This is a genomic window from Flexibacter flexilis DSM 6793 (genome assembly GCF_900112255.1).
Classification (GTDB): Bacteria; Bacteroidota; Bacteroidia; order Cytophagales; family Flexibacteraceae; genus Flexibacter; species Flexibacter flexilis.
In genome coordinates, this window is sequence record NZ_FOLE01000002.1 from 108422 (window position 1) to 131007 (window position 22586).

Here is a 22586-nt window from a genome sequence, read left to right on the forward strand (position 1 = left end):
GCAAGCCATTGCTATCCAGATCCCCAATCTTTGTATTTTAATTTTGATACAAATCCTGCCGCTCATTCCAAAATCTGCGCTTATTCGTGTATATTATTCTGGGTGCTTTCGGCGTTTTTATGTTAATTTATGGCTCAAAACCAACTGCAAATAAATCTGGAGTATATTATGAGACTGTTTATCAGGACTTTATGTATTTATATAACTGTACTGTGTCTATTTGGGCAAAAGGCACAGGCGCAAGCCGCACAAGAAGAATACGGCAAAAATAGGATTCAGTACCAAGTATTCAAGTGGCAATATATTACCACTAATAATTTTATTATTTTCTATTACGACAACAACGAAGCCTTAGCGCGTACAGCTGCCCAATACGCCGAAACCGAATTTTCGCGCCTTTCCGACTTGTTTGGGTTTTCGTCGTATTCGCGCATACGCTTGTATGTGTACGCCTCCAAAGCTGATTTGCAACAAAGTAATGTAGGCCTCGAACAAGAAAACTCCATTGTGGGTGGTCGTACCAATTTCATCAAATCCATTGTAGAAGTACCTTTTGCTGGCAATCAAATCGCTTTTCGCAAAGAAATAAGTCGTGGCGTAGCCCAAACGCTGCTCAACGACATGATGTACGGCGGAAGTTTTAAAGACGTAGTCCAAAATAATTATTTGCTCTTGCTGCCAGACTGGTTTATTGGTGGCGGCGTGCGCTATGCTTCCGACGGCTGGAGTATAGAACTCGACGACCAAGTACGCGATGCCATGAGTACGCGCCGTTGGCGCAAACCTTCCAATTTGTTAGGGGAAGAAGCCGAAATCGCAGGGCAATCTATTTGGAATTATATCGCCGAAAAATACGGACGTGCCAATATTTCTAATATCCTGAATCTGACGCGCATCATGCGCAACGAAGAAAACAGCATCGGCAGCACCTTGGCCATTCCTTACGAAAAACTTATTCGCGACTGGCGTAATTATTACAGTGCCATGGCCGACGCGGCGGCAGCTTCTTACAAAACTCCTGAAAAAACGAATAGAATCAGCCACAAAACCAATCGCAAGTGGGTGTATAATGACTTGGCTGTCAGCGAAAACGGGCAGTTGGTAGCTTATACACAAAACTACGAAGGTCGCTACCGAGTGTTGCTACTTGACCGCCAAACAGGTCGCCAAAGCATTGTTTGGAAAGGTGGCAATCGCCTACTTTCTCAGCGCGTGGACTACCAAACGCCGATTTTGGCTTGGCAAGGCAATGCCGCATTGCATGTCATTAGCCTACACAATGCCCAACCCGAATGGCTCGCCTACGATGTGGCCACTGGCAAAAAAACAAAAACATCGTTGGCGCAATTCAAGCAAGTATATAGTTTTGACGTAACGACCGACGGGAAAAATATGGTATTGGCGGCGCAGCAAGAAGGCCAATCCGACATCTTTTTGTTTAATATCGTGCGTGGAAATGTTACGAATCTGACCAAAGATTTTTACGACGACCAACAGCCGCAATTCATTGGTAACGAGTCTATTGTATTTAGTTCCAATCGTTTGTCCGATACGCTGGGCAAGTCTGCTACCTACAAAGATATTTTCAATAATTACAATCTGTTTGAGCTAAAAGCGCATTCCAAAACCCTCAAACGCCTAACCAACACGGTATTTAACGAAACACGTCCGCGTGTGTTAGATAAAAATAACATTGTGTTTCTTAGCGATGAGTTTGGAATAAATAACCTCAAAAAATTAGATCTGGCCACAGGACAATGCTCTTCTATTTCGGAATGGGAATACAGTGTTAAGAATTTTGATGTAAACGAAAACAGCCAAGCCATTACGTTTATTCTTAAAAGTAACAACCAAGAAAATCTGTATCAGACGGCTGCGCCTGCCAACTGGAACAGTAATTTGGTGAATCTGCCAACGCGCCGTCAAGACATGATAGCAGACCGTATTTATCGCCAAAATGTGAAGTCGCTGGGAGCAGTTGCAGCAGACACAGCCGCCAAACTTACGCCACCAACACTGACCGTTGCGCCAGTGGTAGCAGACACAGCCGCCAAGCCTGTTGTCGCGCCCAAAGACACGATTATCATGCTCAATACCAATGAAATAGACATTCGGAATTATGTTTTTGAGTCAGAAAAAATCCGTAAAAGCAGCTTCAAACCAAGCCTGAAACCGCAGCTACTCAAACCGTCTTTGCCGACGGTGGCGCATACGGAAGCGGGTACAGGGCAATCCAATGTTTCTGCAACAGGCCCATTTGAATATCTGAATCGCTTAGGCTTAAATACCATTAGCACCACTGCAACCTTAGACCCCTTACGCGGCTTAGGTTTTTTGATGGAAGCCACCATGACCGATATGTTTGAAAACCATAAGATTAAGGCGGGATTTTTGCCGTTTTCGGATTTGCGCAGCAGCAATATTTTTATGGAATACCAGTATCTCAAACGCCGCGTTGACTTCAAAGCACGCATGGACAAGCAAAGCTATTATTATAGCAATGAATCGTTGGCCAGACGTTACAACCTTAACAAAGCTCAATTGACGGCGGCTTATCCGCTGAGTTTAGCGCACAGAATTGAAGTTTCGCCATTTGTGGCACAAACACGTTACGTCAACCTCGACGACGGCGCGGCAAGTATGTCCACGCCCGACGTAAAACAGCTTTATTCGGGTATTGGCGCGGAATACGTCTATGACCACACCGTTTCGCATGGTATCAATATGCTGGAAGGTACGCGTGGAAAAGTACGTTTTGAACAATATTTTGGCATGGGCAACAGCCAAAAAAGCTTCGGGAATTTGCACATAGATTTGCGCCATTATCAGCCCATACACAAGGAATTGGTGTTGGCTTTGCGCGGTTCGTTTGGGCATTTCTTCGGCAATGCTGCCAAAAAATATTCGCTTGGTGGCATGGATAACTGGATTGGTGGCGATGGACGTTTTAATCGCTCAGACAACGAACACGACCCACTTTTGGAACAACAACAAGGCGATCAAAATGTAGATTGGCTATTCATGCAGTTTGCTACCAACTTGCGTGGTTTCAAATACAATACGATGTATGGCCGCAATTATATGTTGTTCAATGCCGAATTACGGATTCCAATTGTGCGTTATTTGTACAGAGGCACGATTAGTTCTAACTTCTTGCGCAACTTCCAGTTGGTAGCTTTCGCGGATGCGGGTACTGCTTGGCAAAGCGGTTCGCCACTTGATAGGGACAGTAATTTCGGGTCAAAAACTACTTATTCAAATCCTTTTACCATTACCGTAAACGAATTTTATAACCCAATATTGAGTAGCTATGGCGCGGGTTTGCGCACCATGATTTTAGGCTATTATGTAAAAGCTGATATGGCGTGGGGCGTTCAGAATTACGAAGTGCTTTCGCCGCGTTTTTATTTTACGCTGGGGTATGATTTTTAATTAACTGATTACTTTATTGATATAATAAAGCCGCCTATATCATTTCTTATAGGCGGCTTTATTTTTGCATATTATTTTACTTCAAACCAATAAAACCCCATACCTTCAGGATAATGTACTGATGCTCTTACATTTGGTTCAAACCATCCTAAATATTGTTGGTAACGTTTAGGCTGATTCAATTGTATAGCGATATTAACAGCCCACTCTTGGCCATTAGTGGCACGTACATCAACTAAGCCATTACTGGCTTCTATTACATATTTTCCTTTACGGTCTGGCATAAACCAACATTCTAACGTTCTACTATTAACATCAAAGTTGGCATTAGCACTATTGCGGTATTTAAACCCTTTTTTGATAATTTCTGGAGGGAAAAAAGAGTTTAAAAATGCACCTTCAGGTATAATACTATCTGCCCCCCCACAAGATAAACCTATCGTTTTATTGTGCGCCGTAAATCCTTTTACTGCAATTGCTCCATAATTCGTATAAAGGGTATCTGGGATTTTAATACTTACCTTAACGGTATCACCCACATGAATTATACTATCAGTTGCCCCTGATATAGTGCCTGCTATTGTAGCCCCAACATCAGAATACATACAACCAGGTTTTTGACATAATCGCTCAGGATCGCAGGCATATAAGAACACTGAAATAAACAAAAATAAAATAGCTGATTTTTTCATAAAACAATGATTCTCTAATAACAGGATTAGGCCAATTGGTTTTTTAATTTAAAAAATTTAGATTTCAACAAAAGAAGGTATATTATATCAAAACACAAAATATTACTTTTATGCTAAAAAAACAGCATATACCACAAAACAAGACACTTATTAATTTTTTTTAAATAAATTGGGTGTAAAAGTTGGAAATTAAATTTCAGTCTTCTACTTTTGCACCCACAATAAGGGAGCATAGCTCAGTTGGTTCAGAGCATCTGCCTTACAAGCAGAGGGTCACAGGTTCGAATCCTGTTGCTCCCACACAAAGAAAACCTTTCCAATTCGGAGAGGTTTTCTTTTTTTTAGGGCAATTCAAATTTTTTGTGGTGTTTTTTCGGCTTCCTTCTGGAAGTGTCATTGATTTGACGTATCTTTTGCGTTCCAACTAAACATTCTCCCCACATCTGCTGCCATGAACTCTATCCAATTAGAAATCGACCTTTATAAAACATTTGCTGAAAACATTCCTAACAGTGCAGTGTTAATGTTTGATAAGGATATGCGTTTTTTCTTTGCAGCAGGTGAAGAACTTCGCCGCAATCATTATAACCCTGAATTTATGGTGGGCAAAACGCTTCAGGAAGTAGTCCCCGAAAAATCATATCAAGCACTCAAGCTTTGTTACGAACGCGTACTTAATGGCGAACGGATTCAATCAGAAACTAATACGGGGACATTGGTGTATATCAACACTTTTATCCCGATACAAAGCAGAGCTACGGGGCAATATTACGGCGTTGCCATTTCCCAAAACGTAACGGATTTGCAGACAACCAAGCAGCAGTTAGCCGAAAGTGAAAGTCAATACAAATTGGCCATACAAGGTTTTGGCGCGGGCATTTGGGATTTGTTTGATGTGAATCAAAAGCAGCAATGGTGGTCGCCTAAATTTTATGAATTGTTGGGTTACGAATATGAAGAAATAGAACCTACGACCGATACTTTTTACGAGTTGTTACGCCCTGACTATGTCGATAAAGTACAAGAAGGAGTGCAACGACACATGGAAACCGACGTGCCATTTTCGATGGAATACCCGTTGCGTACCAAATCGGGCGTTTACAAATGGTTTGAGGCGCACGGGCAAGTAAGTCGGGGCGAAAACGGAATCCCAAAACGCTTTGTAGGCTCTGTTATTGACATAGATGCTCGCAAACGCGCCGAACAATTGCTTATTGAAAAAGAACAACTATTTTCGGCAGTGTTCCAACAGACATTTCAGTTTGTGAGTTTGCTGGAGCCTTCAGGAAAAATTATTGAATCCAACGAAACGGCTCTACGCTTGCGAGGCCTTACGTTAGAACAAGTAAAAGGCCTTTATTTTTGGGATACGCCTTGGTGGAATGCCTCTGCACAAAGTCAGCAGCAACTCCAAGAGGCCATACAAAAAGCAGCGGCGGGCGAGTTCGTGCGCTACGAAACCGAAATATTAGCTTCTAATAATCAGGTATTTATCATAGATTTTTCGGTAAAACCGCTCCGCGATTCAGAAGGCAAAACGCTGATGCTCATCACGGAAGGCCGCGACATTACCGCTCTGAAAAAGTCGCAACGCGAGGCGGTGGAAACGTCCCAAATTTTGTTGTTGCAAAACAAACAGCTTGAAGATTTTGCGCACATTACCTCTCATAATTTACGTGCGCCCATCGGCAACATGATTATGATTGCGGACTGGCTCACCAAAACGCACGACGACAACGAAAAAGACTTTTTGATTCAAAATCTTTGTAACACTGCTTCCAAAGCCTTAGATACCATTGATATTTTGGCGCAAATATTGCGCGTGCGCAAAGACCTCAAAAAAGAACAAGATGTATTATCGTTTGCACAAATTTTACAGTCTGTTAAAAATACGCTTTCGGCTTGGATTCGGGAGGCTGACGTTACGATTACAGAAAACTTTGAGCAAGCTCCAACCATCTTGTATCCAGCACTTTATTTGGATAGCGTTTTCCAAAATCTGCTTTCCAATTCCATCAAATACAAATCTCCTGACAGGCCTTGTCAAGTACAAGTGCGTACTTTTCAGGAAAATGGCCACATCGTTTTGATTTTTGAAGACAACGGTTTGGGCATAGACCTCACGCATAACAGAGAACGCGTTTTTGGTTTGTACAAAACCTTCCACAACAACACCGACGCACGAGGCGTAGGGCTTTTTTTGGTAAAAAATCAAATCGAAGCCTTAGGCGGACATATCGAAATAGAAAGCCAACCCAACGTAGGCACTACTTTCAAAATTACATTTTAAAAATTCTGTTCTTCGGCTTGGTGCATGAGTTGTTCGGCTGTTTTTTCGCCCAAATAACGGTCTATCCAATGATGTGCCACATAAATAACGGGCGTAAGAACTACGGCTACCGTCATTTTATAAATGTACTGAATAATGCCAGTGCTAATCACTTGGGCTAAAGTCCAGTTGCCTAATACATAAAACGCGAGCGTCAGAATCAGGAAACTATCCACCAACTGCGATACAAGCGTAGAACCTGTGGCACGCAACCAAATCAGGCGGCTACCCGTGCGGTGGCGCAAGGCCTGAAAAATATACGCGTCCAGTAATTGCCCCACCAAAAACGCCGTAATAGAAGCCACAATAATGCTCAAACTTTGGCTGAAGAGCTTCGTATAAGCCAAATTGACATCAAACGGCCGGCCTTGTGCGTCTGTGGCGTTGGTGTCCAACCAAAATTGCGCAGGCGAAAGTCCCGTAGTCATAAACACCACTACAAACGTGTAGGCGATGAGGCCAACGGCCAGATAACTAATTTTTTTTACGCCTTTCGTGCCAAAATATTCGTTTATCAAATCGGACGTAACAAAGACCACAGGCCAAATCAGCGCACCCGCACTCAAATTAAAATCCAACACAAAGCCTTCTAACACAGGAATTTGAGCAGCAGGAAACCCAAGTGTTGCTTCTAAGGAAAAAATCTTGACACCGATAAGCTCGGCCAACACAGCATTGGTAATGAAAATGCCGCAAAGAATAATAAAAACCGTGTTTTTGCGGTCGGCGATATGATTGGCTGCCATAGATTTAAAAGTCTGATTACGTTTGAGTTTGATTGCTAAAGCTAATATAACAATAAAATTGGGTTGGGAGTTTTTTTATAATCAGAAAAAAATACAAGACACTAGCAGGGTTTTATGACGCAAACAAAGGAAATAACATTGTGTCGTGCGGTATATTGGCCAATACTTTTATTTTTGAGATAAATTTCTGTTTGGCAAACATTTTCCTACAATTAGGTTTCAGATATGATAAAGAAAAAAATGACGAGCCTGATGCGTACTTACCGCATTGGCTTGGTGGGTTCGGGCAATGTGGCGTGGCATTTGGCGCAGAACTTGGAAGATGTAGGTCATAGCATTGTGGCTGTGTACAGTGCCACCGAAGCGCACGCGCAAACACTGGCCGACAATCTATATGATGCCAAAGTGTTAAACGAGCCTGATTTTCGCGAAACAAATGTCGATGTATTGCTCATTGCTGTTTCTGATGATGCCATTGAGCAGGTTTGTAAACTGTTGGTGTTGCCGCCAGATGTAGTAATTGCGCACACGTCGGGCACGAGACCATTGGGCGTACTCAATGCGCTGCCCAATCCGAAAGGGGTTTTTTATCCGCTCCAGACCTTCAGCAAAAACAAACACGTGGACATTGGGCAAGTGCCTTTTTGTTTGGAATTTGATGGCGATGTTTCCGAACAAATCTTGTACGATTTGGCCAGTAGCGTGAGCCGCAATTTGTATAATTTGGATTCACAACAACGACGCGTGCTGCATATTTCTGCCGTATTTGCCTGCAATTTTACCAATCATTTGTGGCGACTTTCGCAAGAAATTTTATCCGAACAAAGTATTGATTTTGAGATATTAAAGCCGCTGATACAAGAAACCGTAGCCAAAAGTATGGCCGTAGGCCCCGAAAAAGCCCAAACTGGCCCTGCCGCACGCCGCGACCTACTGACCATTGAGCAACATTTGTTGTACCTGCAAGGCAACCCGCCGTTGCACGACTTATACAAACTGCTCACCGAAAGCATTTTGAGGCATTAAAAAAAATCAGTAGAGACGCACATTTTGTAGATACGCACGGCTGTGCGTATCTACTGTGAATTATTTGTATTATTTCTTATTTTTAATTTGCTCCAATTTTTGTTTGGCCGCATCGCGTGTGCCGTTATCTGGCGAATTTTCGATGATACTCGAAAGCGTTGCACGAGCCTGATAGTATTGATTTTGAGCAATAAAATTATCGGCCATCAACAAATACGCTTTGTCGTTCCATTTCTGATAGTTCGCAAAATTGTCTTTTACGCCATACAAAGCCTGCAACGATTCTTTGTATTTTTTCTGTTTATAAAAAACTTCACCCAACAAATATTGCGCTTCTGCTCCGTATTGGTCTTTGGCTTCGTTGGCGGTATTGAGTAGTTCATCGGTAGCCGTTTCATAATCACCTTTGGCGTAAGCCACTTTTCCCGCGTACAAAGAGGCTTTGTTGGCGGCATCTATTGGCGCGTTGTCTTTGGCACTAATGGTTTGGGCAAAATACGCCACCGAATCATAATTGGCCAACTGATAATAGGTTTCCATCATGCCCGTCCAAGCATTAAAAAGCTCACGTTTGTTGCTGGCCGTATTGACGAGCAAATTGTAATAGACTTGCGAGGCTTTGTAGTTGGCGTTGGCATATTCCAACTCAGCCAAACGCATTACAGATTTGTTGGTGGTATTATTTTTCTTAGCACTTAGCAACTCTTTGTGCAGCTCAATGGATTTGTCGCGTTTGCCCACACGGTAATAAGATTCGGCAAGCAAAAACTTGGCTTCTTGTGCCAAACCTGATTGGCCATAACCGTTCAAGAAATTTTCCAAACTTTTGATAGCCTTGTCGTATTTTTGGCTGTAATACAAGCCTTTAGCCGCATCAAATTCTATGTTTTCTAAATCTGTGGCTTCTGGATTGCTGTTTTTGTACTTGGTCAAATAGTCGTTTAATTCGTCCACTGTGCCTGCGCTGGTAAGCACTTTTTGCAGCCCTTGTAAGGCTTCATTGGCAGTGGCGTGTTTGGGATATTCGTCCAAAATCTTTTTATAATCAGCCGCCGACTTGTCGTATTGGCGCAAATTAGAGTAAGCAACGGCTCTTTTTAGGTAATAATATGGCACGCTGCTGCCTTTCGGGTTGAGAGCAATGGCCGCAGTAAATCCAGAAGTTGCCGCTTCGTAATTACCACTTTCAAGGTCGATTTCGGCACGTTGGAAGGTGGCTTCATCTTTAAAACGAGAGTCCGCATAACGTTCTATAATCGTTCCAAAACTTTTCTTGGCCTCGTCGTTGCGGTCGCTGGCACTGAAAATCAACCCTTTCTGATACAAAGCGTAATCACTTTCTGGGTCTTTGCGGTCGATGATCTTGTCGTAAGCCTTGAGGGCTTGGCCATAATTTTTATCAATATAATAACAGTCGGCAAGACGTACCAAAGCATCGGCATACTGCTGCTTGGCGGTCGCTTTCTCCAGTTGGTTGGTATATTCTCTGAAATGAATCAGGGCTTTGTCGTATTGCTTGGTGTTGTAAAAAGCATAGCCCAAGCCGTAGCGCATTTTCAGATAATACGGCGATTTGACAGCTCCTTGCACACGCATCAACTCTTCGTATTGCTTGATGGCATCGCTGTATTGTTTTTGTGCTGAATAAACTTCTCCCAACCAGAATAAAGCAGCTACCGTAATGTCGTTGTCGATGCGATTGTCCAGCGATTTTTGGAAAAGTTGTAAGGCATTATCCAAATTATTTTCGTTGTAAAGCTGCGTGCCTTTCAGGTAGCTAACACGCTGAAAAGCAGCGTTTATACGTGGTGTTTTCTTTTTGATAGCCCCGATGTGTTCCAGTGCTTCATCGTAGTTGTTGGAATTGAGCAAAGACTCGCTCAACATTTCATTGGCTTCATTTTCGTTGTTTGAGTCAGGGAATTTGACCAAATAAACCGTCAGAATGTCAATTACTTCGTTGTAGTTGGCCGCATCGTAGTTGATTTTGGCATAATTAAACCATGCCTGTTCGGATACGCTGCTTTGGGCTTTGTTGCGGCGTGCTTGGTCGAAGGCGTTGAGAGCCTGCGACTTATTGCCTGCTTTCAGGTACGCCACGCCCGTATAATAGTTTGCCAATTGGCCTAAAGTATCTTTGGGTTGGCTTTCGGCATCGGGTTGGCTGGCTTGCGTGAGCGGTTTGAATGCCTCAATCGCTTTATCAGTTTTGCCGCTTCTGAAAAGGGCATAAGCTACGCGGTATTGCAGCGGTGCGGCGAGCGGCTGTTTGGCCGACTGCAAATACACGTCAAAATATTGATTGGCTTTCGTGTAATTTTCTTTGTTGTAATACGCATCGCCCACGAGCAAAGACATTTCTTCCGTGCCCACAAGCTTGGCCGTGTCGGCAAGAGCCTTCTCCCCTATCTCAATTACTTTATCAAAATCTTTGCGTTTGTGATACACGTTGGCACGCATCAGCGGCACGGTTGGCGCGTAAGCCTCATTTTTTTCGGCTTTGTCCAAATCTATAAGAGCCTCATTATAACGCTGTTGCTTGATATTCAGATACGCCGCGTAGTAGTTGGCCGAAGCCGTGTATTGGTGTTCGGAATTTTTTACGCGATTAAAAAGTTTTTCTGCTTGCTCAAAATCTTTTTCCGAAAGACAAGCGTAAGCCAACTTAAATTCGCGCTCAATTTGCTGTGCCGCCGACAATTTTTCGGGCGTAGCCAATTGAAAATACTCGATTACCTTCGGATAATTTTTTTGTTGATAATAAAATTTACCCAACTCAAAATAAGCCAAAGCCGCCTTCGGGTGGTCGGGGTGAGCCGTTACAAATTCCTTGAACTGGCGTTCTGCGTCGGGGTGAAAAAGTTGCAAATCTGAATAGGCCTTGTAGTATTGAGCTTCGATGCTACGCAAATCGTGTTTGTGCAGGCCAATATATTGCCCAAAAAACTCGGAGGCTGCGCCGTATTTTTTCTTATCAAAAAGCTCTAAACCCACATTAAACAATTCGTTGTCAGAGCGTTGGCTCAGGGTTTGTTGCGCTTGCGAAGAAAGAAAAGCACTTATCAGACAAGCACTTAAAAATATATTTTTTTTCATTATCAAATCTGGGGTTATCACCAAATGGCCAGCCAAAAGTAAGAAGGCTTTGCCAAAATTGCACACAAAATACCTTCGTCGTTGAGCAGTAGGCAATTTATTCAAAAAATATAGTACTACGCACACAACGAAAAAAAATGCTAATAATTTTTGTCGGGGACGTATAAAATGTGTGGGGCGGGTTGGCTAAAGCCAACCCGCCCCACAGCAAAATCATCATCACAAAGCCCGAATTATAAATTTTGGGTTACAAAATCGGTCATCATTTGGTATAAATGAAGGCGCGTGTTGCCGCCATAAATGCCGTGATTTCGGTTTGGATAATAAAAACTATCGAACTGTTTGCCTGCCTTAATCAAAGCGTCTTGCATGGCTACGGCATTCTGAAAATGTACGTTGTCGTCGCCCGTGCCGTGTACGAGTAAATACTTGCCTTTGAGCTTCGAAGCGTGCGTTACGGGCGAGTTTTCGTCGTAACCTTTGGCGTTTTCTTGTGGCGTGCGCAAATAACGTTCGGTATAAATGCTGTCATAATAACGCCAATTCGTTACAGGCGCAACGGCGATAGCCAATTTGAAATAATCCGCGCCCTGCGTAATGCACAACGACGACATATAACCGCCAAAACTCCAGCCCCAAATCCCGATGCGTGAGCCGTCCACAAATGGCAACGTGCTCAAATGTTTGGCTGCGTCAATTTGATCTTGAGTTTCGTATTTGCCCAAATTCGCGTAAGTGGCTTTCTTGAATTTCTCGCCTTTTCCGCCTGTGCCTCTGTTGTCTACAATCACGATAATATAGCCTTTTTGGGCTAAAAGCTGATGCCAAAGGAAATTTGTTCCGCCCCAATCGTCTTTGACGGTTTGCGAACCAGGGCCACCGTACAAGTGCATAAACACTGGATATTTGCGCGAGGCATCGAAGTTGGCAGGCTTAATCATGGAAGCGTTAAGTTCCTGACCGTCTGGTGTTTTGATAGTAAAAAATTCTTGCGGACTGATTTGGTACGAAGCCAACGTTTCGCGCAATTTTTGGTTGTCTTTCAGCACGCGCAATACCTTACCGTTTGCCTCGCACAACGAAACTTTCAGGGGCGTGTTGGCCGTAGTGTGATAATCCAAGAAGCAGCTAAAATCCGCGCTCATGTTGATTTTGTGTGTACCTGCCGCTTGCGTGAGTTGTTTTTTATTTTTTCCCGCAAACGAAACGCTGTACAATTGGCGTTGCAGCGAAGAGGATTCCGTAGAAGTGAAATAAACGGTTTTGGCCGCTTCGTTGATGGCCACAATTTCATCAACTTCCCAGTTGCCTGCCGTGATAGCGTTTTGTTGTTTGCCGTTCATGTCGTACAAATACAAATGCTTATAGCCGCTTTTTTCGGTAGAAAAAATAAAATATTTTCCGTCTTTCAAATACGTCAAATCGTCGGTAATGTCGATGTACGTTTCGCTTTTTTCGTCCAAAACTACTTTAATTTTGCCCGTAGTGGCATCAGCATGCAAAATTTCCAAATGATTTTGCAGGCGGTTGAGGCGTTGCAAAGAAAGCGTGTTCGCATCTTTCGTCCACTGCACGCGGGCAATGTATTGGTCTTTTTCTGCGCCCACTTCTACCCATTGCGTTTTTTGGTTGGATAAATGATACACAGCCACTTGCACCGCCGAATTAGCTTCGCCAGCTTTCGGGTATTTGTAGCGATAATCTTCTGGATAAAGTTTGCCCCACATGGTCATATTGTACTGTGGAACTTGGCTTTCGTTGAAAGAATAAAACGCAATTTTTTGGTTGTCGGGTGACCAGAAAAACGCCTTCGCAAACGAAAATTCTTCTTCGTACACCCAATCGCACGCGCCGTTGATGATGTTGTTAAACTCGCCGTTGGTCGTTACGGCTTGCTCTTTGCCAGTGGCCAAATCCACCCAAAAAACATTGTTGCTGCGCACGAAAGCGACTTTGCTACCATCGGGCGAAAACGTGGCGTAAGACTGCTTTCCGCCTGCCGAAAGTTTTTGTAACTTTTTGGTTTTCAAATCATAAACATAATTTTCTTCTTTCGACGAACGGCGATACAACGGCTCAGAAGCCGTACTAATCAACACTTTATTTTCGTCGGCACTGAACGTATATTCGTCTATATCAATGGGTTTGCTTTGGCCTTCGGGAACAAGGTCGGCAGCTTTTACAAGCGTTTCGAGGGCTTTGCCTGTGGCAATATCGTATTTGACGATGCCTTCAGCCTCTTGCGAAGTATAAAAACGACCTGTTTTGAGCCAATTCACGCCCGAAACGCTTTCGGCTGAAAAAGTACGTCTTGCCCAAATATCTTCTAATGAAATTTGTTTCTTCTGCTGCGCTAAAGCACTCACACACAACAAACTAAAACAAAGTAGTGCGTAGATTTTTTGTTTGAACATTCTTATAAAATTTGATAGTTAAGAGAAAGTACCAAAAGCAAATAACACGATTTTTGCGTTTTAAAGAAAAATAAAAAGGACAAACGGTATTTATTCTCTTTTCAGCTTAAATATTGACCCAATTAAAATCCACTGATTTAACATTCTCCGAAAAGCATTCTCCAATATTAAATGCTTTGTTATAGGCTGAATACCTGCGCTTTATACCATTTCAATCTTTTATTTAATGCGTTAATCCCCTTTCCTTTGCGCATAATTCGCTATCTTTGCGGCGCGTTGGGCTGCAAACCAACGATTTATATTTAGTATTTACTTGAATAAGCAAAACATTGGCTTCATCAAACTTTATTGATTACGTAAAAATCAACTGCCGTTCTGGAAAAGGCGGTGCGGGTTCGCGCCATTTCAGACGTGCAAAACATACGCCATTAGGCGGCCCTGACGGTGGCGACGGCGGACGCGGCGGACACATTATCTTGCGCGGAAACTCACAACTTTGGACACTTTTGCACCTCAAATATACCAAACACGTTATTGCCGAACCGGGGCAAGGCGGTAGCAGTAGCAATTGCACAGGCGCACAAGGCAAAGATGTTATTATAGAAGTGCCACTCGGAACAGTGGCCAAAGACGCTGAAACAGAGGAAGTAAGAGTCGAAATAACCGAACACGGACAAGAGTTTGTTCTGACTCGCGGCGGACGCGGCGGTTTGGGCAACTTGCATTTTACCACTTCTACGCACCAAGCACCCCAACATGCCCAACCTGGCGAACCTGGCATAGACGAATGGGTGATTTTGGAACTAAAAGTGTTGGCAGATGTGGGCTTGGTGGGTTTCCCGAACGCAGGAAAATCTACATTGCTTTCGGTGGTTTCGGCGGCCAAACCAGCCATTGCAGACTATCCGTTCACGACGATTACCCCGAATTTGGGCGTAGTAGGCTACCACGATTTCCAATCGTTTGTGATTGCCGATATTCCGGGTATTATCGAAGGTGCATCTGAAGGCAAAGGTCTGGGAATTAGATTTTTACGCCACATTGAGCGCAACTCCATTTTGTTATTTTTGATTCCTGCCGACAGCGAAGACGTACAACACGACTACCAAATTTTGCTTTCGGAACTGGAAGAATACAACCCCGAATTGCTAGACAAAACGCGTATTTTGGCTATTTCCAAATCTGATTTGATGGATAAAGACATGGAAAAAAGCATTAAAAAGCGTTTGCCTAAAAATGTTCCACACATTTTTATTTCGGCGGCCACCATGCACAATATTGACGCGCTGAAAGATATGCTTTGGAAAGCATTACATGAGCCTGTTGCTCAATAATTTGCATCAGATAATAAAACAAAAAAGCGTAGGTTTCTTTAGTATAGAAACCTACGCTTTTTTGTTTATAGAAATTTAAAATCCACTTACCAACCCAACGCGTAATAGGCTTTTTTGCCGTCGGGGTACATGCCTTCAATCAACAAGCCACCTTTTTGCGCCGAGGTAATGCGCTGAACTTGCTGCGGCGTGGCAACGGCTTTTTTGTCGATGTGCGTAATAACAAAACCTTCCTGTATGCCTGCTTCGGAAAGTTTGCCGCCTTCCGTAACACTGACAACTTTCACGCCGCTGGCAATACCCAACGAAGTGCGTTCGTTGCCTGAAGCAGATTGGAACGTTGCGCCCAAACTTTCTATTTCCACAGAACTTAACTGTTCGCGGCGTTGGATACGCGTGTCGCCCATGCGATTGCGAAGCATGACGGTAGTCGTTTTGGTTTCGCCGTCTCGCTCATAAGTAACATTTATTTTATCACCGGGCCGATAACGCGCCACAACCTCCTGCAACTCCGACGAAGAATTAACAGCTATATCATTGATTTTCAAAAGAATATCACCTTCTTTCAGGTGCGCATCCGAAGCGGCACTGTGTTCGCTAATGCCTGCAACATACACGCCTTTTATTTCCTTAATGCCTTTTTCTTGGGCTAATTCGGCGTTAATGTCCAGTATTGTTACACCCAACAAAGCGCGTTGCACTTCGCCGTATTTGAGCAAATCGTCCATTACTTTGCGCACCATCGCCACAGGTACAGCAAACGAATAACCCGAATAATAGCCCGTACGTGAAGCAATGGCGGTATTTATTCCCACCAACTCGCCTTTTAGATTGACCAACGCCCCGCCACTATTGCCTGGGTTTACGGCTGCATCTGTTTGGATAAATGATTCGATGGCCATCGCCTCGCTTTTGCGCAACACATTGATATTGCGGCCTTTGGCACTGACAATGCCCGCTGTAACCGTTGAGGTAAGGTCAAAAGGATTGCCGACAGCCAACACCCATTCGCCAATATGCAGTTGGTCGGAGTTGCCGTAGCGCATAATCGGCAGTGCACGCGCCTCTATTTTGAGCAAAGCCAAATCCGTAGAAGGGTCTGTACCAATCACTTTGGCCTTAAAACTACGCTTGTCTTCGAGCACTACCGTAATTTCGTCAGCGTTTTCGATTACGTGATAATTGGTGGCGATATAGCCATTATCCGCAATAATTACGCCCGAACCCGTTACTTCCTCTGGCGTATCCTCGAACTTATGGAAATTCTCGCCGTTGCTGCCGCCACCGCCAAACAAATCTTCCAAGTTCATGGTATGCGGATTGGAGCTTTTGGACACCGAATAAGCCGTGCGAATATGCACCACACAAGGGCGCGAACGCTCAGCAGCTTGCACAAAATTAATACCATTCGGGACGGTAATGCTGGCCGTGTCTGAGGCGTTGTAGTGTGCAAAATATTTCTTTTGCTGTTGCTCGAAAGAGTCGTAATCCGTAGTGGTTGGGGCAAACCAATGCGCATAGCCATAAATGGCTACGCCTCCGCCCAGCAGTGAGGCGGCGCAAAGACTTGCAAAATATCTGAAAGAGCTCATGTCGTCCGATTGTTTTGGGGTAGTTCTGAGATAATTATGTGTTATGGGTGCTTTGGTGCAAAGCTAATAGTCTGAACGTTTGCAAACACATAAAAGTTTAGAAAGTTAGCAAAAGCATTTGGGCAAAAAACAGTATTACGCCATTTTGAATTTCTTTTTATTCCCCAACAAAAAACGCCTGTTTCGGAGATATTATCCCAAACAGGCGTTTTATATTTTTATCTGAAAATCAACTATTTAAACATTTTCATGTTTGGCATTTTCATTTTGCCTTCTTTTACATTGTTCATCATTTTCATCATTTTGCGGAGCTCCTCAAAATGTTTCATCAGGTTGTTTACTTGCTGAATCTGAACACCGCTACCCGCCGCGATACGCTTACGACGGCTGCCATTAATCATGTCTGGATTGGCGCGTTCTTGTGGCGTCATGGACTGAATCATGGCGACAATCGGTTTGAAAGCGTCTTCGTTAATGTCCACGTCTTTCAAAGCTTTGCCAACACCTGGAATCATCGAAACCAAGTCTTTCATATCCCCCATTTTCTTCACCTGCTCCAACTGCGACAAAAAGTCATTGAAATCAAACTGGTTTTTACGAAGTTTTTGGTTAATGCGTTTAGCTTCTTCCTCATCAAACACCATTTGCGCACGTTCCACGAGCGAAAGCACGTCGCCCATGCCCAAAATACGTTGCGCCATACGGTCTGGGTAGAAAGCGTCAAGCGCGTCCATTTTTTCGCCATTACCCACAAACTTAATCGGTTTGTTCACTTCCGATTTGATAGAAAGAGCCGCACCGCCGCGTGTATCACCGTCGAGTTTGGTAAGTACAACCCCATCAAAATCAAGACGTTCATTGAAAGTTTTGGCAGTATTTACGGCATCCTGACCCGTCATCGAGTCCACTACAAAAAGGGTTTCTGATGGCTGAATTGCTTGTTTTACCGCCGCAATTTCTTTCATCATTTGCTCATCTACGGCCAAACGACCCGCCGTATCCACAATCACCACTTTTTTATTATTGGCTTTGGCGTAAGCAATCGCATTTTTAGCAATCGTTACGGCATCTTTATTTTCAGGTTCGGAATAAACCTCTACGCCCACTTGCTCGCCCAAAACTTTAAGCTGGTCAATGGCCGCAGGACGGTAAATATCGCAAGCCACCAACAACACATTTTTGTTTTGTTTTTTGATGTGGCTAGCCAACTTACCCGAAAAAGTAGTTTTACCAGACCCTTGCAAACCCGCAATCAACACAACGGCTGGGTCACCTTTGAGGCTAATGTCAGTTTTCTCGCCACCCATCAACGAAGTAAGATGGTCGTAAACGATTTTGGTAAGCAATTCACCAGGTTTCACGGCGATAAGTACCTCACGGCCAATCGCTTCTTTCAGGATACTATCCGTTACGGTTTTAGCTACTTTATAGTTTACGTCAGCGTCTATGAGTGCTTTGCGGATTTCTTTTACTGTCTGCGCTACGTTGATGTCCGTAATGCGGCCTTGTCCTTTGAGGGTCTTAAAGGCTTGTTCTAACTTTGAGCTAAGATTCTCAAACATTGTGTACGAGATATATTTTTTGAAACAATAATAACAAAGGAAAACGGCTGTGCCGAAACAAGATGCAAAAATATAAAAAAACCGTCGGGTTTGTCCTATCTGGCTGTTTTTTTGGCTTATAAATCAAAACGTCCTCTCAGCGCAGGCCAAGAGGACGTTTTATGTTTTATATCAAACCCTTACGGCCAAACGATTATACTTCGGTAGCAGGTTTTTTTACCGTAACGGTTAAGCCTTCTTCACCTTCGGCATGGTCTGCCAAAAGCGTATCGCCCATTTGTACTTCGCCTTTCAGGATTTCCTCTGCGATTGGATCTTCGAGGTATTTCTGAATCGCGCGGTTGAGCGGACGTGCGCCAAACTGTTGGTCATAGCCTTTTTCAGCAATAAAATCTTTTGCCTTTTCGGTAAGCTCAATGTTATAGCCCATTGAAGTAATACGGCCAAACAATTTGCTCAAGCTAATGTCAATGATTTGGTGAATATGTTCACGTTGCAACGAATTGAAGATAATCACATCGTCTAAGCGGTTGAGGAACTCAGGAGAGAAAGCCTTACGCAAAGCATTTTGAATTGTATTCTTCATTTCCGTATCCACGTTGTCGGCTTTGGCTTTGGTAGAGAAACCAATACCCGTACCAAAGTCTTTCAGCTCACGAATACCAATGTTTGAAGTCATAATGATAATCGTGTTACGGAAATCCACGCGGCGACCTAAACCATCGGTCAAAATACCGTCGTCGAGCACTTGTAACAAGATATTGAATACGTCTGGGTGTGCTTTCTCAATCTCGTCGAGCAACACCACGCTGTACGGTTTGCGGCGAATTTTCTCCGTAAGTTGTCCGCCTTCTTCGTAACCAACGTATCCGGGAGGCGCACCCACCAAGCGCGATACGGAGAATTTTTCCATATATTCGCTCATGTCGATACGCACCAACGCATCTTCTTTATCAAACAAATACGTCGCCAATACTTTCGCCAACTCCGTTTTACCAACACCCGTTGGGCCTAAGAACACAAACGAACCAATTGGTTTTTTGGGATCTTTCAAGCCTACGCGCGTGCGTTGGATTGCTTTTACGAGTTTGGCAATCGCCTCGTCCTGACCGATTACTTTGCCTTTTAGGTCTTTGCCCATCGACAATAGTTTTTGGCCTTCGGTTTGCGCAATACGGTTGGTCGGGATACCCGTCATCATGCCAATTACTTCCGCTACGTTTTCTTCGTTTACGGTATAGCGTTTTGAGCGCGTTTCTTCTTCCCAACGAGATTTAGCCGATTCCAAACTTTCGTTCAGGCGTTTTTCCTTGTCGCGCAAGGCGGCAGCTTCTTCGTATTTTTGGCTTTTTACGACACGGTTTTTCTCTTTTTTCACGTCTTCGATTTGGGCTTCTAATTCCACAATATCATCAGGAACATGAATGTTGTTGATATGCACGCGTGCGCCCGCTTCGTCGAGTACGTCAATGGCCTTATCTGGCAAGAAACGGTCGGAAATATAGCGGTCAGAAAGTTTCACACAAGCCTCTATCGCTTCTGGCGTATAGTTTACGTGGTGATGGCTTTCGTATTTTTCTTTAATGTTGTCAAGAATTTGTACTGTTTCCTCTGGCGTTGTGGCATCTACCATTACCATTTGGAAACGACGCGCCAACGCGCCATCTTTTTCGATGTATTGGCGGTATTCGTCGAGGGTTGTAGCCCCGATACATTGGATGTCGCCCCGTGCTAAAGCAGGTTTGAACATATTGGAAGCGTCCAGCGAACCAGAAGCACCACCCGCACCCACAATCGTATGGATTTCGTCGATGAACAAAATCACTTCTGGCGACTTTTCAAGCTCGTTCATGACGGCTTTCATGCGCTCTTCAAACTGGCCTCTGTATTTCGTACCAGCCACCAAAGACGCAAGATCTAAGGTAATCACGCGTTTGCCAAAAAGCACGCGGCTTACTTTCTTTTGGATAATACGCAAGGCCAAACCTTCGGCGATGGCAGTTTTACCCACACCAGGTTCACCAATCAAAATTGGGTTGTTCTTTTTGCGGCGGCTAAGGATTTGGGCTACACGCTCAATTTCTTTTTCGCGGCCAACAATTGGATCAAGTTTGCCTTCTTCAGCGGCTTTGGTAAGGTCGCGGCCAAAGTTGTCGAGCACTGGCGTACGAGATTTCTCTGCGCCTGCTGCTTTGCTTGTGTCTTTATTTCCGCTACCGCCTCCGAACGTACGAGAACTATCGTCATCGTCGTCGCCTGCATCGTGGCCTGCGGTTGGGCGGTTGGGCAAGGGGCCTAACACTTCGCGCACACCTTCATAATTAATATCAAAACGAGCTAAAATCTGGCTGGCTACGCTGTCGGCATCGCGCAGAATAGACAAAAGCAAATGCTCTGTGCCAATGATTTCGCTCTTATAGCTACGCGCCTCCAAATAAGTGAGTTTCAGCACTTTTTCGGACTGACGAGTAAGGGGAATACTCTCCAAATTTTTCACATTGCCTGTGGCCGTGCCTTTGGTGGCGTGTTCGATGGCCATTCGCACCTCATCAAGGTCTGCGCCCAATTTTTTAAGTAGGGAAATGGCAATGCCTTCTCCTTCACGAATCATACCTAACAATAAATGTTCTGAGCCGATGTATTCGTGACCGAGTCGTAAGGCTTCTTCTCTGCTCAGAGAAATTACCTCTTTTACGCGGTTTGAAAATTTTGCTTCCATTGTCGTTTCTATCAGAATATTAATGGTTTTCTACTTTGTATTTAGCCCGAAGGCTTCACTTTTTAAATGACCTGACTCTTCACAAAAGAATCCTAAACGAAGAACGTTGCTTTGACTTTACCCTTTCTATAAAATTTATTAAAAATCTAAATAAAATGTAGCTGCGCCAGCCTGATGTTTGGGCTAATGTAAAATATTTTGAAGTTAATCAAAAAATAATTGCTGTTTTTTTTGAAAAAAAGTTATCGCCCCAAACTTTTGGCACAACTCCAAACATACAGCTAACAAATACCGTGCATTTACGTTTATCATGCCTATTTGTCAGGTTTATGCGCCATTCGCGGCTATAATATTTTGATTTACAAATCAAATATCAATTTTTATAGCTATATTTTCTAAGTAAATAGCAAAAACAAAATGTAATAATCTTAGCTTTTGTCAAGAAAAGTCTGCGTTCTTTTTCTTTTTTTGGCACTGTTTTTGGTTTAACCCCCAAACAACAAACCAATCTATTTTCTGAACTAAGAAATAAAACACAAAATACTTCTTCTATTCTATTCGCTACATACACACTTATCTCCTTAACGTAATTTTTCATCAAAAAATTTATGAGGCATCTCAAATTTTACTTTCCACTACTTTTGTTGGTATTGGGCTTGTGGAACAAAAGCCATGCGGCAACCACGACACCAACCTTAGTGAGCCCAAGCAATAACACTACTCAATGGGCTGGCCTGACGCTCGACTGGAACGCAGTAAGCAGCGTGCATGGCTACCAAGTACAATGGGACACACTTCCCGATTTTTCGTCGGCTGTACAGCGCAAAGTAACGAAACTCTACATCAACACATCAAGTTCTAACACTGACACCGAACAATTACTAACCAATTTGTACTTCGGGAAAATATACTATTGGCGTGTACGAGCCTACGTTACAGCAGATACCTCCGCTTGGAGCCAAATGCGGCTTTTTTCTACACGCAATTATGTAACGACTACTTCTCCCGCCAGCAACACAACACAGTATTCTGCTGTATATTTGGACTGGGATGCACACCATTACGTTTCGGCCTATGACTGGGAACTGGATACTTTACCCAACTTTAGTTCAAATGCGAAGCGACAAGGCTCAACCAATTACGTTGGTACTTCCAGCACCAATACAGATACGCAAGTATGGACAAATAACTTATTCTTTGGAAAAACTTATTATTGGAGAGTTCGTGCCCGCAATACCGTAGATACTACTGCTTGGGTAGAAACTCGCTTTTTCAAAGTAACCAATGCCCTTAACCTTACTTCCCCGTCTAACGGAACTACACAATATTCTGGTTTGTATTTGGATTGGTATTCAAGTTATTATGTAACGGCTTATCAATGGCAGTTGGACACGTCAGCCAGTTTTAACTCGCCATTGCTCAGAACAGGAGAAAACCTTTACACAAACACATTCAGCGACAACCCTGACACTTATACTCTACAAAAAAATTTGTTATTTGGGCAAAAATACTACTGGAGAGTACGTGCACGTAATACCGTAGATACTACAGAATGGAGCAGTGTTTGGTATTTTACGACCACCAATACACTATCCCTTACTTCCCCATCGAACGGAACTACACAATATTCTGGTTTGTATTTAG

General features: G+C 43.5%; 12 protein-coding genes and 1 tRNA gene. 6 read left to right on the forward strand and 7 right to left on the reverse strand.

Annotated features, from left to right (window positions below; translation table 11 throughout):
* Positions 1-168: 168 nt before the first annotated feature.
* The gene (locus BM090_RS04430; RefSeq protein WP_143083864.1) at positions 169-3432 is read left to right on the forward strand and encodes a hypothetical protein; all 3264 of its coding nucleotides are present in this window, start codon (positions 169-171) and stop codon (positions 3430-3432) included.
* Positions 3433-3503: 71 nt separating this feature from the next.
* On the opposite strand, the gene BM090_RS04435 is transcribed toward BM090_RS04430, so the two are convergent.
* Positions 3504-4124, reverse strand: coding sequence for a hypothetical protein (locus tag BM090_RS04435; RefSeq protein WP_091508169.1), 621 nt, complete (start codon positions 4122-4124; stop codon positions 3504-3506).
* Positions 4125-4349: 225 nt separating this feature from the next.
* Between BM090_RS04435 and BM090_RS04440 the strand changes: the two genes are divergently transcribed.
* Both BM090_RS04440 and BM090_RS04445 read left to right on the forward strand, forming a co-directional pair.
* A tRNA-Val gene (locus BM090_RS04440) sits at positions 4350-4424 on the forward strand.
* Between the two features lie 151 nt (positions 4425-4575).
* Positions 4576-6414, forward strand: coding sequence for a PAS domain-containing sensor histidine kinase (locus BM090_RS04445; protein ID WP_091508172.1), 1839 nt, complete (start codon positions 4576-4578; stop codon positions 6412-6414).
* On the opposite strand, the gene BM090_RS04450 is transcribed toward BM090_RS04445, so the two are convergent.
* Complete coding sequence (locus tag BM090_RS04450) at positions 6411-7199, reverse strand: queuosine precursor transporter (protein WP_091508175.1); 789 nt, start codon at positions 7197-7199, stop codon at positions 6411-6413. The two genes, BM090_RS04445 and BM090_RS04450, sit on opposite strands and share 4 nt — an antisense overlap.
* A gap of 225 nt (positions 7200-7424) precedes the next feature.
* Here BM090_RS04450 and BM090_RS04455 point away from each other — a divergent pair, with 225 nt between their 5' ends.
* Positions 7425-8225 (forward strand): Rossmann-like and DUF2520 domain-containing protein, encoded by an 801-nt coding sequence (locus BM090_RS04455; RefSeq protein WP_091508180.1) that lies wholly within the window; start codon positions 7425-7427, stop codon positions 8223-8225.
* A gap of 69 nt (positions 8226-8294) precedes the next feature.
* Here the strand turns inward: BM090_RS04455 and BM090_RS04460 are convergent, their stop codons facing one another.
* Both BM090_RS04460 and BM090_RS04465 read right to left on the reverse strand, forming a co-directional pair.
* A complete protein-coding gene (locus tag BM090_RS04460) occupies positions 8295-11321 on the reverse strand; it encodes a tetratricopeptide repeat protein (RefSeq protein WP_143083865.1) in 3027 nt (1008 codons plus the stop codon).
* Between the two features lie 233 nt (positions 11322-11554).
* Complete coding sequence (locus tag BM090_RS04465; RefSeq protein ID WP_091508185.1) at positions 11555-13735, reverse strand: S9 family peptidase; 2181 nt, start codon at positions 13733-13735, stop codon at positions 11555-11557.
* A gap of 329 nt (positions 13736-14064) precedes the next feature.
* Here BM090_RS04465 and obgE point away from each other — a divergent pair, with 329 nt between their 5' ends.
* Complete coding sequence (gene obgE, locus BM090_RS04470) at positions 14065-15069, forward strand: GTPase ObgE (RefSeq protein ID WP_091508187.1); 1005 nt, start codon at positions 14065-14067, stop codon at positions 15067-15069.
* An 86-nt stretch (positions 15070-15155) separates the two neighbouring features.
* On the opposite strand, the gene BM090_RS04475 is transcribed toward obgE, so the two are convergent.
* The 3 genes from BM090_RS04475 to BM090_RS04485 all read right to left on the reverse strand — a co-directional run bounded on the left by BM090_RS04475 (position 15156) and on the right by BM090_RS04485 (position 20942).
* Positions 15156-16661 carry a Do family serine endopeptidase gene (locus tag BM090_RS04475; RefSeq protein WP_091508191.1) on the reverse strand — a complete coding sequence of 502 codons (1506 nt, stop codon included), beginning with the start codon at positions 16659-16661 and terminating at the stop codon, positions 15156-15158.
* Positions 16662-16894: 233 nt separating this feature from the next.
* On the reverse strand, positions 16895-18223 hold the full coding sequence (gene ffh / locus BM090_RS04480; RefSeq protein ID WP_091508195.1) for a signal recognition particle protein: 1329 nt from the start codon (positions 18221-18223) through the stop codon (positions 16895-16897).
* Between the two features lie 193 nt (positions 18224-18416).
* Positions 18417-20942: an ATP-dependent Clp protease ATP-binding subunit gene (locus tag BM090_RS04485; protein WP_091508199.1), complete on the reverse strand. Its 2526-nt coding sequence runs from the start codon at positions 20940-20942 to the stop codon at positions 18417-18419.
* 608 nt (positions 20943-21550) lie between these two features.
* On the opposite strand from BM090_RS04485, the gene BM090_RS18305 reads away from it, so the two are divergent.
* The coding region (locus tag BM090_RS18305) for a hypothetical protein (protein WP_177199839.1) at positions 21551-22586 on the forward strand (1036 nt) is incomplete at its 3' end.